The organism is Microbacterium sp. NPDC080220 (assembly GCF_040686395.1).
Lineage (GTDB): Bacteria > Actinomycetota > Actinomycetes > Actinomycetales > Microbacteriaceae > Microbacterium > Microbacterium gawkjiense.
This window is the reverse complement of sequence record NZ_JBFBOP010000001.1, coordinates 533,714-546,322: the sequence shown is the minus strand read 5'-3', so window position 1 is coordinate 546,322 and position 12,609 is coordinate 533,714. Positions and strand designations below refer to the sequence as shown.

At 68.8% G+C, this 12,609-nt stretch carries 19 protein-coding genes; 15 read left to right on the top strand and 4 right to left on the bottom strand.

Features of this window, described 5'->3' with window-relative positions; genetic code table 11:
* Positions 1-74: 74 nt before the first annotated feature.
* Positions 75-428: a hypothetical protein gene (locus AB0P29_RS02920; RefSeq protein ID WP_363378324.1), complete on the bottom strand. Its 354-nt coding sequence runs from the start codon at positions 426-428 to the stop codon at positions 75-77.
* 107 nt (positions 429-535) lie between these two features.
* Between AB0P29_RS02920 and AB0P29_RS02915 the strand changes: the two genes are divergently transcribed.
* The gene (locus AB0P29_RS02915; protein WP_363378322.1) at positions 536-1,138 is read left to right on the top strand and encodes a hypothetical protein; all 603 of its coding nucleotides are present in this window, start codon (positions 536-538) and stop codon (positions 1,136-1,138) included.
* 41 nt (positions 1,139-1,179) lie between these two features.
* On the opposite strand, the gene AB0P29_RS02910 is transcribed toward AB0P29_RS02915, so the two are convergent.
* Positions 1,180-1,401, bottom strand: coding sequence for a hypothetical protein (locus AB0P29_RS02910; RefSeq protein WP_363378320.1), 222 nt, complete (start codon positions 1,399-1,401; stop codon positions 1,180-1,182).
* Between the two features lie 31 nt (positions 1,402-1,432).
* Here AB0P29_RS02910 and AB0P29_RS02905 point away from each other — a divergent pair, with 31 nt between their 5' ends.
* Entirely contained in the window at positions 1,433-1,690 is a 258-nt protein-coding gene (locus AB0P29_RS02905) for a hypothetical protein (protein WP_363378318.1), read from the top strand.
* A 106-nt stretch (positions 1,691-1,796) separates the two neighbouring features.
* On the opposite strand, the gene AB0P29_RS02900 is transcribed toward AB0P29_RS02905, so the two are convergent.
* Positions 1,797-1,982: a hypothetical protein gene (locus AB0P29_RS02900; protein WP_363378316.1), complete on the bottom strand. Its 186-nt coding sequence runs from the start codon at positions 1,980-1,982 to the stop codon at positions 1,797-1,799.
* Positions 1,983-2,128: 146 nt separating this feature from the next.
* Between AB0P29_RS02900 and AB0P29_RS02895 the strand changes: the two genes are divergently transcribed.
* Together AB0P29_RS02895 and AB0P29_RS02890 are read left to right on the top strand one after the other, a co-directional pair.
* On the top strand, positions 2,129-2,473 hold the full coding sequence (locus tag AB0P29_RS02895) for a hypothetical protein (RefSeq protein WP_363378315.1): 345 nt from the start codon (positions 2,129-2,131) through the stop codon (positions 2,471-2,473).
* Positions 2,474-2,697: 224 nt separating this feature from the next.
* Positions 2,698-3,012, top strand: coding sequence for a hypothetical protein (locus AB0P29_RS02890; RefSeq protein ID WP_363378313.1), 315 nt, complete (start codon positions 2,698-2,700; stop codon positions 3,010-3,012).
* On the opposite strand, the gene AB0P29_RS02885 is transcribed toward AB0P29_RS02890, so the two are convergent.
* A complete protein-coding gene (locus AB0P29_RS02885) occupies positions 3,013-3,234 on the bottom strand; it encodes a hypothetical protein (protein WP_363378310.1) in 222 nt (73 codons plus the stop codon).
* Between the two features lie 78 nt (positions 3,235-3,312).
* On the opposite strand from AB0P29_RS02885, the gene AB0P29_RS02880 reads away from it, so the two are divergent.
* The 11 genes from AB0P29_RS02880 to AB0P29_RS02830 all read left to right on the top strand — a co-directional run bounded on the left by AB0P29_RS02880 (position 3,313) and on the right by AB0P29_RS02830 (position 12,606).
* Positions 3,313-3,657, top strand: a complete 345-nt coding sequence (locus AB0P29_RS02880; RefSeq protein ID WP_363378308.1) for a hypothetical protein — start codon at positions 3,313-3,315, stop codon at positions 3,655-3,657.
* Positions 3,658-4,079: 422 nt separating this feature from the next.
* Positions 4,080-5,351 carry a DNA methyltransferase gene (locus tag AB0P29_RS02875; protein WP_363378306.1) on the top strand — a complete coding sequence of 424 codons (1,272 nt, stop codon included), beginning with the start codon at positions 4,080-4,082 and terminating at the stop codon, positions 5,349-5,351.
* Positions 5,344-5,979, top strand: coding sequence for a hypothetical protein (locus tag AB0P29_RS02870; protein WP_363378304.1), 636 nt, complete (start codon positions 5,344-5,346; stop codon positions 5,977-5,979). Before AB0P29_RS02875 ends, AB0P29_RS02870 begins: the two co-directional genes overlap by 8 nt.
* Positions 5,939-7,600, top strand: coding sequence for a hypothetical protein (locus AB0P29_RS02865; protein ID WP_363378302.1), 1,662 nt, complete (start codon positions 5,939-5,941; stop codon positions 7,598-7,600). Before AB0P29_RS02870 ends, AB0P29_RS02865 begins: the two co-directional genes overlap by 41 nt.
* 13 nt (positions 7,601-7,613) lie before the next feature.
* Positions 7,614-8,927: a hypothetical protein gene (locus AB0P29_RS02860; RefSeq protein WP_363378300.1), complete on the top strand. Its 1,314-nt coding sequence runs from the start codon at positions 7,614-7,616 to the stop codon at positions 8,925-8,927.
* On the top strand, positions 8,924-10,228 hold the full coding sequence (locus tag AB0P29_RS02855; protein WP_363378298.1) for a head maturation protease, ClpP-related: 1,305 nt from the start codon (positions 8,924-8,926) through the stop codon (positions 10,226-10,228). The genes AB0P29_RS02860 and AB0P29_RS02855 overlap by 4 nt, the downstream gene beginning before the upstream one ends.
* An 11-nt stretch (positions 10,229-10,239) precedes the next feature.
* Positions 10,240-10,626, top strand: a complete 387-nt coding sequence (locus AB0P29_RS02850) for a capsid cement protein (RefSeq protein WP_363378296.1) — start codon at positions 10,240-10,242, stop codon at positions 10,624-10,626.
* Positions 10,627-10,639: 13 nt separating this feature from the next.
* Positions 10,640-11,545, top strand: coding sequence for a major capsid protein (locus AB0P29_RS02845; RefSeq protein ID WP_363378294.1), 906 nt, complete (start codon positions 10,640-10,642; stop codon positions 11,543-11,545).
* The gene (locus AB0P29_RS02840; protein WP_363378292.1) at positions 11,545-11,901 is read left to right on the top strand and encodes a hypothetical protein; all 357 of its coding nucleotides are present in this window, start codon (positions 11,545-11,547) and stop codon (positions 11,899-11,901) included. The genes AB0P29_RS02845 and AB0P29_RS02840 overlap by 1 nt, the downstream gene beginning before the upstream one ends.
* A gap of 16 nt (positions 11,902-11,917) precedes the next feature.
* Entirely contained in the window at positions 11,918-12,280 is a 363-nt protein-coding gene (locus AB0P29_RS02835; protein WP_363378290.1) for a hypothetical protein, read from the top strand.
* On the top strand, positions 12,277-12,606 hold the full coding sequence (locus tag AB0P29_RS02830) for a hypothetical protein (protein ID WP_363378288.1): 330 nt from the start codon (positions 12,277-12,279) through the stop codon (positions 12,604-12,606). Before AB0P29_RS02835 ends, AB0P29_RS02830 begins: the two co-directional genes overlap by 4 nt.
* The last annotated feature ends 3 nt before the right edge of the window (positions 12,607-12,609 follow it).

The following is a 12,609-nucleotide window of genomic DNA, read 5'->3' as shown; positions in this document are numbered from 1 at the left end:
CATGACGAGATCGCCCCGAAGAAGAGAGGGAGGGGAGCCGCATGATCGGAATCCGGCTCGAGGAATTCAGGCAGTCAGGACCCCGGAAGGGTCGAGAAGTCGAACTCGACCTGTCCCTTCGCGAACTGCACTTCGTAGTGCTCGACACGAGTCGAGATATCGGCAGGAAGCAACCGATCCTTCACGTACTCGCGCCCGTTCCGGGCGTGCTCAGGCGTGACGAAGTCGCCGATGTCTCGACGCATGACCGCGATCTCCGGTTCAGCGAACGTCGTCGGCTCGCCCATCCATCGGGTGCGATCGTCCCGGAGGACACAAGCGATTGCCCTGGCAACCTCGTAGCTGACGCCATGAGCAACGACGATGCTGTCGCGCGGCCAGTAGACCGCGTAGGGGCCATCCTCCGGAGCGCCGAGGTCGATGAGCATCCGGGCGATGGTCTGACCGTGGAAGCCGACGCTGAGAGCGTTCATCAGGTCCTCGAACCCGAGCCGTTGCACTTCAGTCACCTCGGAACCGTATCGGGGATGCCGGCATGAGCGCGATCCCCGTCGACGCGATCGACCCCGAAGCCGGGTACCGCGAATGGGTCGCGCGCTACCTGTGGCACGTCGACCAGCTCCCGCACGTCATCGACTACTCGGACAGCGGCGTCCTCGCCCCTGTCCGGTTGAAGGCATCCCGCACCGACCAGATCCGAGTCTCCGGCGGCGGCTACATCGACAACGTGCCCGTCGCCGACGGACCCGGCGCACGCGACAACCGGGCGATCTGGGATGCGTTGCGGGCCTACCTCGTCGCTGCGGCCAGCCACCTCGGCGTCGAAGCCCCGATCCTGCCGGCCACAGTCCCTGGCGATGCGGAGCTCGCTCGACAGTGGGCTTACGCGGCGAATGAATGGCTGGCAGCGATCGTCGAGCACCTGCTCGACTGGCCGGACCTCACCGCTCTCGAGGAACGCCTCTTCGGGCTCATCCGTCGAGCACGGCGTCGACAGGGTGGTGCAGCCGTCGTCACGACCGCGCCGCTCGAGCTGTGCGAAACGTGCGGCGCGCGAGAAGTGCAGATCGACTGGCTCGACGGGCCGGGGGGAGCTCCAGTCCTGTCCCGCGCCTGCCGTGTCTGCGGCGAGACCTGACGTGATTCGAATGTCGCGCCCAGCTCAACGTCTCGCCGAAGTCAGGACTCCCAGGTGCCCCAGTCGATGTTGCCCTCGCCGTCCGCCCATCCGGTGCGGCTAGAAGATTCGTCAGTTGGGCCGCTGAACTCAATGATCTGGTCGAGACGCGCGTTGTTGTCCTGGCGCGGGTCTGACGTGAATACGCGCCGCTCAAGGCGGCCGTCGACTATCTGATCCTTGAGCCAGGCGCCACCGAATTCAGACCAAGTTGCTTCAGACATGAGTGCAGCGTAGCGAGATGAGCCCACTTACATGCCCACACTGACCTATCGCGAGGCCGCGAAGCGCGTCGGCCGAGCACGCCGCACCATCCGCCACTGGCGGCTCAACGGCATGGAGATGACGTGGGAGATCCGCAACGGCCAACGCGTCCGCGTCGTCGAGCTCCGAGTGCTCCTCGCCTGGTGGCGTCAGAGGCTCAAGAACGATCCGATCAATCAGCAACGCATCCGAGCGCTAAAAGCCGCAGAGGAAGCCGCTGGAGGCTCGACACGCGGAGAATCACGCTGATGTTGACACCTTCCCGTTTGCCGCCCCTACATTCATGGTTAGACAGTTCTCACGAACACCGAAGGCCCCGCCGAGCATCTGCTGACGGGGCCTTCGTGACGTACGCCTACTTTTCGGCGACCTGTACACCGCCGGGCTGTTGTCCGCCACGCAAGTGCCGGTAAGCGGCCGCGAGCTCGCGAAGCGCGGCAGCTCGAGCGCCCTCGGTTATGGATGCTTGCCCCAGACGTTCCGCGGACGCCTTGATCTCTTTCATCACGGCGTTGAACGCCTCTTCGTGTGCTGATGCCATGTCCTTCTCCTTTAGTCGTGGGCGGATCCCGTTCGCGACCATAGACCCGACCACCGACACGACCTGGAAAGGACGGTCCCGGCAGGCGCGCCAACGCCACACCGGGACCTAACCCACCATCGACTCGCATCGATAGGAGGGCTGCCGTGGAGCCTACCCACGGGCCCGGACACGACTACGTCGCCATCAACCGCCGCAACATCGGCCGGCTCCGCGACGACCGTGACCGCGCCGGACTCATCCAGCTCGCCGACATCCTCAGCGGACGCGTCGGCTCACTGCCCGCGCAGATGCTCGCCGACGAGGCACGCGCCGCGGCCGCATGGATCGACACCACCACACCCCGCACCTACGACGTATCCGACGCCGACGGGATCCGCATCGGCGACATCCTCCGCTACGCCCGCTCCGGATGCGTCCTCGAGGGCGTCGTCATCGCGATCCACGGGCACACCATCACCACCAACCTCGGCGACCACGTCGCCACATAGATGCCTCGGCCGGGAGTTGAGCCGACCGCAGATCGCGGACCCTCGGGTGGTCCAGCGCTGCCGCTCCTCCCGGCCGAGGTCAGTCCCGGGTGTCAACGCGTTCCCCATGGCGCGAAGGACTCCACCTCCGAGAAGCGACCGCACCTTCCGGTCGCCGGAGTACCTGCACCCGAGAGAGGCGCCGAGCGACCCATCGCCGGCGCCTCTCAGAACCCGGAGGGTCCGTGGCCGACAAGCGCACCAACACACGCCTCGACCACCGACTCCGCGAGGAGTTCTTCGAGGAAGGGAAGCGGCTCGACGCGCTCGGCGACCCCGAAGCCGACTGCTGGCTCTGCGGCGAACCGATCGACTACACGGCCGCGCAGAACAGCACGCCCGACTCCCACAACCTCGACCACTTCCACACCGTCGAGGACCGACCCGACCTGCAATCCGACCCCGACAACTTCCGCCACTCCCACGCACTGTGCAACCAGCAGCGAGGGAACCGGGCGCCCGCCCCGCCGCTCGGCGAGGCCATGCCCGACTGGTGGTGACTACTTCGCCTTCGGAGTGTCGTCGCGGTTGTAGAGCGGCGAGCTCGCGTAGTGGCCGCTGGTCACCTTGCGCGCCATCGTGAGCGCGTCGGCGTAGTTCTCGTACCCCTGCCCGCCATCGGTCGCGATGATGTCGGTCCCGTTGTCGCCGTACAGGGACCACCCGTACTTGCCGTCCCTGCGCTTGATGATCGTGAGCCGCTGCTCCTTCACCTGTGCCATGTCTTTCCCCTTCGGATCCGCCCATTTGGCTGCCTCCGAATCTAGGGCCCCGCCAGGACACCGGTCATCGGAGGAACCATGAACCGTTACGCCGCCGCCGGCATCACTGCGGAAGCCGCGCAGGGCAAGCGCATCCTCGTCGTCGCGCCCACCGCGATCGAGCTGCGCGAGGGACTGCTCGACCTCATCGACGCAGCGGCGAACACCGAGGGCGCCAGCATCCGCCGTGCCAACGGAGCCGAGCGCATCGACTACCCGAACCGCGGCGGCATCCGCTTCGCCACCACACGCTCCACGCAGCGCGCCATCGGATCCGCATGGGACGCCATCTACCTGGACGCGGGAGTCGACCTCATCCCCGACCAGGTCGCCGACCTGAGCCCGTGCCTCGCCACCACAGGCGGCACCTTCGTCCGAGCCTGACCATGGCCCTCGCCATCCCGCTCACCGCCGGCACCCCACGCCGCCTCGACACCGACTGCCCACAGTGCGGATGGGCCGACCTCTGGCAGGTCACCCTCCACAGCCTCACCCCTCACGGCGTCGGCACCGTCGCCCGCCTCACACGCTGCCAGCGCTGCGGACACCGACTCCCACCGGAGAGGGAAGCCCGATGACCCCCGACTTCGAGCACGACCCACTCCCGCACCAATGGGTGCACCCCGAGACAGGCGTCCGGATCAACTGCGAGGACATGCCCGCAGAGCTCCTGCCAGCCTCCTGACCCGCCCCCCTCGAAAAATCCAGAGGTCGACCTGGGGGCGGACCACGCTCCAGGGGCGCTGTCCTCTCTCCCCGGCGATCTGACCACCCCCATCACGCGCACGCGCGGTAAGGAGTCCCCGATGCTCGAGGTCGTCGCGTTCCCGGTCGAGGACCTGCAGGTGTTCCACCGGAACCCCCGTCGGGGCGATGTGCGGGCGATCGCGGCGTCGCTGGAGGCTCAGGGGCAGTATCGGCCGATCGTGGTGAACGTCGGATCGCTGACGGGGCGGCCGAACGAGATCCTGGCGGGCAATCACACCTTCCTGGCGGCGTGCTCGCTCGGCTGGGCGACGGTCCAGGCGACGACGGTCGACGTCGACGAGGCGACGGCGCACCGGATCGTGCTCGCGGACAACCGTCTGGCGGATCTCGGCGCCTACGACGACGCCGATCTGGCCGCCGCGATGGCCGCCGCCGGCGATCTCGACGGCACGGGCTACACATCGGGCGATCTGGACGCTCTGCTCGCGTCGCTCGACGAGCCGGTGTCGCTGACAGACCCGGATGACGTCCCGTCGCGGCCGGATGCCGCCGACGCGGTGTCCCGGGTGGGCGATGTGTGGCATCTGGGCCCTCACCGGCTGCTCGTCGGGTCCTCGGGCGACCTCGACGCGGTCCGCGGGGCCTTCCCGGAGGGTGTCGAGTTCGAGTGCGTCTGGACGGACCCTCCCTACGGCGTCGAGTACGTCGGCGGGACGGGCCTGAGCATCCAGAACGACGGCGCGGAGGACGCGATCGCGGTGTCGGTCGCCTTCCTGGAGGTCGCCGTCGAGGTGTGCCGCGACGGTGCGCCGGTCTACGTCGCCCACTCGGACGTGCTTCGGGTGCCCCTGCAGGCCGCGATGGACCGTCTCGGCATCCGTTACCGGCAGACGCTGATGTGGGTGAAGGACCGATTCGTCCTCTCGCGGGCGGATTACCACTACCAGTCGGAGCCGATCCTCGAGGGGGAGGTCGATCGCGACTTCGAGCCGATCGCGTACGGCTTCACGGCCGGCGGCGAGGGTCGTCTGGGGCGTGGCGGGCCGCACTGGTTCGGCGACAACCGCTCCTCGACCGTGTTCGACGTCCGCCGGCCGTCGCGATCGGCCGAGCATCCGACGATGAAGCCTGTCGAGCTCGTCGAGCGGATGCTCGTGAACTCCTGCCCGCCCGGAGGCTGGGTGCTCGACGGATTCGCCGGCTCCGGGACGACCCTGATCGCTGCGCACCGCCTCGGACGCCGCGCAATGGTCGTCGAGCTGGACCCGACGTACGCCGACGTCATCTGCCGCCGCTGGCAGGAGCACACGGGCGTCGTCCCCGTCCGTGACGGGCAGCGCGTCGACTTCTCCGAGGTCGTGAATGCCTGACGTCGACCCGGCGAAGGCGTTCGCGCTGTTCCGAGCCGCGATCCCGTTCGATCAGATCGCGACGCAGCTCGACTGCACGACCGAGGAGGCGCGCGAAGCGGTCATGGCCGCGATCGCCGCCTCCCCGGTGGCTCTCGACCAGTCCGCCGCCCGCATCGTCGAGCTGGAGCGGGTCGACGCGCTGCACCGGGCGATGTGGAAGAAGGCGATCGGGGGCGACGTCGCGGCCGCGGACCGTGTGATGCGCCTCTCGGAGATGCGTCAGCGGCTCCTGGGCGAGCCCACGCGGGTCAAGGACGCGATCACGGATGCGTTCGAGAGCACGCTCGCGGAGATCACGACGACGAAAGCGGACGAGGCGCTCATCGCATCGTGCCGTCAGGTCGCTCGGCAGATCGATCACGCCGTCGCGAACGGCACATCGCTCGAGGCGACGAAGGCGCTGTACCTGCTGCCGCACCTGTGGAACGGGCTCCGCGAGCTCGGCGCCACGCCGGCGGCCCGCGCAGCGCTCGCGGCATCCGTCCCGCCCGCCCCGACGGAACCGTCTGGCGACTCTGCACCCGAAGGGGGTCCAGTTGACCTCGGTGACTTCAAGAGCAGACGACGCGGGGGAGCTGCAGGCTGACTTCTCCGACCTCGTCGGCTCCGAAGTGCCGCGGTTGTGGACCCGTCCGCTTCGCCCGCTGACCGAGGAGACGTCGCTCGGCTTCGAGGTCATCGAGTTCGCGCTGATGTTCCTCGGGATCGACCTGTACCCGTGGCAGAAGTGGCTTCTGATCCACGCGCTCGAGCTGAACCCGGATGGCACGTTCCGCTTCCGTCGCGTCGTGGTGCTCGTCGCCCGCCAGAACGGGAAGAGCCTGCTCGCCGCAGTACTTGCCGCCTGGTGGCTCTTCGTCGACTCTGACCGCTTCGAGGACCGGCTGCCGCCGTTCCGGTTCAAGGTACTCGGCACCGCGCAGAACCTCGACACCGCGCAGGACGTCTGGAATCTCACCGCCCGGTGGTGCGACGAGGACAACGAGGGGTGCGTGCCGGCGCTCGCGAAGGCGCTCCAGAAGATCCAGCGGAAGAACGGCCAGCCCGGCATCTACCTCCGCAGCGGCGCGCACTACGAGGTCCGCGCGGCATCCCGAAAGGGCGGCCGCGGGAAGACTGCCGCGCGCGTCCTGATGGACGAGATGCGTGAGCAGCAGACGTGGGACGCCTGGGACTCCGTCGCGCAGACCACCAAGGCCGTGTTCAACTCGCAGCTCTGGGGCATCTCGAACGCCGGCGACGCCCGCTCGGTCGTGCTCCGCAAGCTCCGCGACAACCTCATCTCCGAGATCGAGGAGTGGCTGGCCCGCGGCATCGACGAGCTGGAGGCGTACGCCAACGGTGAGCTCGCCGCGTCGACGTCGGCGCTGTTCGAGTGGTCCGCGCCCGATGGATGCGCTCTCGACGACGTCGACGGGATCCTGCAGGCGAACCCGAGCATCGGGCACGGCGAGATCACCGTCGAGATGTGCCTCCAGGACGCCCGCGACATGCTCGAGGCGTCCTACCGGACCGAGGTCCTCTGCCAGTGGGTGACCTCGAAGGTCATCTCGTACATCTCGCCGCGCGATTGGCGGCCGCGGCACACCCCGATCAGCGACATCGAGATCCCGAAGGGCTCCCGCACGGTCTGGGCGGTGGACACCGAGCCGAAGCATCGGTCCATGTCGTGGGTCGCCGGCGCAGTACTCACCGCCGACGGCCGCCCGTTCACCACGGTGCGCCTCCGCCGCGCGGGGATGCTCTGGGTCCCCGACTACCTCGCCGACCTCGCCGAGAAGTCGGGATGGAACGAGGTCGTCGTGCAGGGTCGGGGGACTCCCGCCATGGAGTTCATCGAGCCGCTGAGAGAGCGCGGGCTGCACGTCCACGCGCTCGACGGCGGACAGTTCGCTGCCGCTACCGGCCGGATGCGGGACCGAGTACTCGACCGGCGTCTCCTGGTGATCGAGCAGCCCGCCGTCGACCTCGCCGTCGAGGGCGGCGTCGTCACCCAGTACGCCGAGAACCTCGCCTGGTCGCGCCACAAGTCGCTCCCGGTCGATATCGCCGGGCTCGTCGCCGAGACCGAGGCGCTGTACGGGCTCGAAGTACTCAGCCCGCCGGAGAAACCGGAGCCGTCCCCGCCGCCACCCGCGGCGCGGCTCATCACTCGCGGCGACGTCGAAACCGCGGGCGAGGTGAACATCGCCACCGCCCGCTTCTGACAGGAGGTCAGCCTTGCCCGAGCTCGGATATCAGACGGCATCTCTGCCGGGGTGGGCGGGCATGGCCGCGGAGTCGAACGAGACGAACCCGGACCTCGTCTGGCCGAAGTCGAACGACACCTACGAGCGCATGTGCCGCGAGGACCCGCAGGTCATGTCGGTCATGCGGGCCGTCACCCTGCCGGTCCAGGAGACCGAGTGGCGCCTCGACGCGACGGGTGTCCGAGACGAGGTCGCTCAGCAGATCGCGACGGACCTCGGCCTGGCGATCGTCGGCAAGGAGCCGACCGCGCCGCTCCGCACGAAGGGTCGCTTCTCGTTTGAGGAGTTCCTGCGTCTCGCGCTGCTCGAGCTGCGGTACGGGCACTCGATCTTCGAGCAGGTCTACAGCATCGATGCGTTCGGTCGCACGCACCTCGACAAGCTCGCCTGGCGGCCGCCGCGCACGATCAGCGAGTTCGAGGTCGCGCGAGACGGCGGCCTCGTCGCCGTGAAGCAGTTCGGCGCTGGGCTCGCGGCTCCCGTCAGCGGTCGCAGCAACTTCGTGCGAGTCCCGACGGCCGACGTCAGGATCCCGGTCGACCGACTCGTCGTCTTCGTCAACGAGCGCGAGGGCGGCAACTGGGTCGGGACCTCCATGCTTCGGCCGGCGTACAAGATGTGGCTACTGAAGGACCGCACGCTCCGCGTCCAGGCACTCGCGGCAGAGCGCAACGGCCTCGGTTTGCCGGTGTACACGAGCGCAGCCCCGCCCGACAACGCCTCGTACGAGGACAAGCTGGCGTGGCTCGACGCGGAGATCGAGCGCGGTCTCGGAATCGCGAAGGGCGCGCGAGCCGGAGACGCCGCCGGCGCATCGCTGCCCAACGGCGCAGGGCTCGCACTCGTCGGAGTGAAGGGCAACCTCCCCGACCTCGACAAGCAGATCCGCTACTACGACGAGCAGATCGCCCGCATCGCCCTCGCGAACTTCCTGAACCTCGGCGGCGACAACTCCACCGGCTCGTACGCCCTCGGCGACACGTTCGAGAGCTTCTTCACGAAGTCGCTGAACGCGCTCGCGCGCCACATCGCGACGACGGTGAACCAGCACGTCATCGAGGACCTCGTCGACAAGAACTGGGGCACCCAGGAGCCCGCGCCGCGGATCGTCCCGCCGAAGATCGGCGCCGAGCACCCCGCGACCGCTGAGGCCATCCGCGCCCTGCTCGAATCCGGCGCCATCCGCTGGAACCCCGCGCTTGAGGCTCACCTCCGCGCGCTCTACGGCCTGCCCGTCATGGACGCGACGGCCACCGCACCGCGACAGCCTGAGGAGGCCGCATGATCGACTTTCGGAACGCGCTGAAGAAGGGTGCCTCCGCTCGCGACGACCAGAGCGCGCAGCCCGATCCGAAGCGTCGATACTGGGGCAGCGTCGAGCCGCCCACGGACCGCGCGGAGTTCTTCAGCGCCGTGTCCACACCCACGGCCGACGGGACGAGCGACGTCGCGACGATCCGCATGTACGGGCCGATCGACAGCTGGGGCGGCTGGTGGGGCATCTCCACCGAAGACGTCGGGCGCGTGCTCGACGCCCTCCCCGAGTCGGTGTCGGAGATCATCCTCCGCATCAACTCACCTGGCGGCGAGGTGTGGGAGGCCATGGCCATCCTCAACATGCTCTCCGCCCACCGCGCGAACGTCGTCGCGGTCATCGACGGCATCGCTGCCTCCGCCGCGTCGTTCATCGCCGCGGGTTGTGCGCAGACGTACGCGAGCCCCGGCAGCCAGATGATGCTGCACTCACCGTCGTCGATCGCCTGGGGCAACGCCGTCGAGATGCGCAAGACCGCGGCGTTCCTCGACAAGCTCGAGGACTCGATCATCGAGGTCTACGTCGACAAGGCCGGCGAGAAGGACTGGAAGCAGATCCTCGCCGACGAGACGTGGCTCACCGCCACCGAGACCGTCGAGATGGGCCTCGCTGACGAGGTCAAGGTCGTGCCGGACGCCGGCACCGCGACCACCGTCGGCACCGATGACGACGTCGTGCTCATCGACCTCGAATCCGACGACGACGGGGACGCCGAAGCGCGCTCCGCTCGCGTCAAGGCCGCTGCCGCTGTGGCGCGCGCGGCTGCCCCCAAGCCCCCGAGCTCGTCCGAGCCGGGTGAACCCATCCGAGAGGAGAACGTCGTGGCATACGACGACCTGAAGGCTGGCTTCGCGAAGCGGCTCGGTATCACCGAAGCCGAAGTCACCGACGAGATGCTGCTCGCAGCGCTCGACGAGACGCTCGCTGAGCAGCCGAGCAACACCACCACGCCGGCCGCGACAGTGCCCGAGGGCACCGTCGTCGTCGACAAGTCCGTCTGGGAAGAGACCCAGGCGAACGCCCGCCGCGGAGCCGAAGCGGCTGCCGAGCAGGACAAGGCGCGCCGCGAGGGCATCGTCCTCAACGCTCTGCAGACCGGTCGCATCACGACCGCGTCGGCGGACGACTGGCGCGCGCGTCTCGCGAAGGACGAGGCGGGCTTCTCCGAGGTCCTCGCGTCCCTCCCCGAGAACACCGTGCCGGTCGACGAGATCGGTCACGCCTCCGCCGTCGTCGAGGACGACGCCTACCCCGCGCACTGGAAGCGCTGAGAGGACCGATCATGACCAACGAGAGCATCCCGGCATACCGGCCGGGCGCCGACGTCACGGCGACCGCTGGAGCGGGCGGTGTGGTCGGCAAGACCTTCGTCGACATCTCCGGCCCCCTGGACGTGGCCGCTGGCACGCCCATCACGGTGGTGACCGCGACCGCAGCGGGCCTGTCGGTCGGCGTCGCATCGCGCGACACCGCGGCCGGCGGCAAGCTGCACATCCTCCGCAATGTGGGCGCCATCGTCCCGGTCACGGCGGGCGGCACGATCGCTCGCGGTGCCGAGGTCGAGGTCGGCTCCAACGGGCGTGCCGTCACGCTCGCCTCCGGCAAGGCCCGCGGCCGCGCCTGGTCGGCCGGAACGTCCGGATCCGACGTCTTCATCGAGCTCTACTGAAAGGAGCCCGCGCATGCCCACTCCCAACTCGCCGTCGTACCCGCTGGCGGCACCGAGCGTCAACGGCTCCACCATCACGGTGGAGACGATGCTCAACCAGCCGACGCGCATCACGCGATACCTGTCGGACATCCGTCTCCGGAACTACATCTCGGGGCTGTTCTTCTCCAGCCCCGGCGGCGTCTCGGGCGGAGCGGTTGTCTACGACCAGCTCACCCTGAACGACCTGTTCCCGACGCGCGATGTGCAGGAGGTCGCGCCCGGTGCCGAGTTCCCGAACATCACGTCCGAGAACCCGACGCCGAAGACGGCCGCCGTCGAGAAGCACGGTGGCAAGTTCTTCGTCCTCGACGAGGCGCGCGACCGCAACGACCAGGGCGTCATCCAGCGTGAGGGCCGCAAGCTCATCAACGCCATGGTGCGCCGCCAGGACGCGCGGACGATCGCGATCGTGGACGCGGCTCTCGCCGAGTTCTCGTCGCAGGTGGTCGTCGGCACGAACTGGAACAACGTCGTCACCGGTGGCTCGGGCCAGACCAACGCGGCGCTGTGGCCCGCCGCGGACATCGCCCGGATCCAGACGCTCGCGGACCAGCAGGAGCTGGGTGTCGAGATCGACACCCTCGTCCTCAACCCCGCGCAGGCGCTGCAGCTGCGCATCGTCTACGGCGACGACCTCAACGGTCTGCTGGAGACGCACGGCATCGAGAACCTCAGCGTCTCGAACCGCGTCGCGGCCGGCACGGCGTACGCCCTCGCTGCCGGGCAGCCCGGCGAGATCCGCCCCGAGAAGGCGCTCTCGACCGAGACCTGGCGCGAGCCGGAGACCCAGCGCACCTGGGTGCAGACGGACGCCCGCTTCGTCTCCTTCATCACGGACCCGTACTCCGTGTTCAAGCTGACGGGGCTGGCCGGCTGATGGCCGAGCGGACCATCCGACGCGGCTTCATCGTCTTCACCGACGTCGACGGCCGCCCGGTCACCGGGTACGAGCACGAGGTCGTCGACGTGCACGAGGACGACCTCGAGCGCTTCGACCGCCTCAACGGCGACGAGCCCGTCACCGGTTCGGACGAGGAATCGGCCGACGCCGAGGACGCCGGCGAGAGCACGGAGGACGAGCCCTACAAGGGCGTCACCGTCCCCGAGCTCAAGACCGAGATCGAGACCCGCAACGCCGACCGCGAGGACGACGCGAAGATCACCGTTCCCGAGCCGGGCAACCGGCCGGAGCTGGTCGCCGCGCTCGTCGCCGACGACGCGAAGCAGTCCTGACCGAGAGGGGGCGATGATGCCGATCACGCATGCGGACATCACCACGGACGAGCAGCTCGGCCGTCGGGTACTGGCGCGTGCTCGCGTCATCGCCCCCTGCCTCGACTCGCTCGACAAGGAGTCCGAGGACGGGAGGACCGCGATCGCCATCCTGAAGGGTGTCATCGCGGAGCTTCCCGCACCCGGGCAGTCCCGACTGCGCACGATGAGCCGCAACGGCACCTCCGTGTCGGTCGAGGCGATCTCGTCGGCGTTCCAGGGCGACCCGGAGATCAGCCTGCGGGCGCTGTGCGGCGGGGGAGGGTCCCCGGGGCTCCCGGTTGGGTCCTTCCCGCAGAGCCCCGTCCTGGGGCGCCTGTGGCCGGAGGAGTACGTGTGAGCTGGGGGAGCTTCTTCTACCCGCACACGGTCACCATCCGCGCCTACGCGGGACGAACCGGAACCGGTCACTCGTGGGCGGATGCCGTCGACGTCGCTGCGGAGGTGAAGGACGAGCAGAAGCTCGTCCGGGATGCCGCCGGCGTCGAGGTCGTCTCGTCGACGCAGGTGTCGGTCGGCCTCGACGTCGTCGCGCCAGTCGGCTCGAAAGTCACGGTCTGGGCGGGCACTCCGTCGCAGCGCACGTCGGAGGTCATCTCCGTCGGGCGGAACGACAACCGGGACTCGCCGCTGCTGGATTCGTTCCAGCTGCTCGCGCTGAAGTGAGGG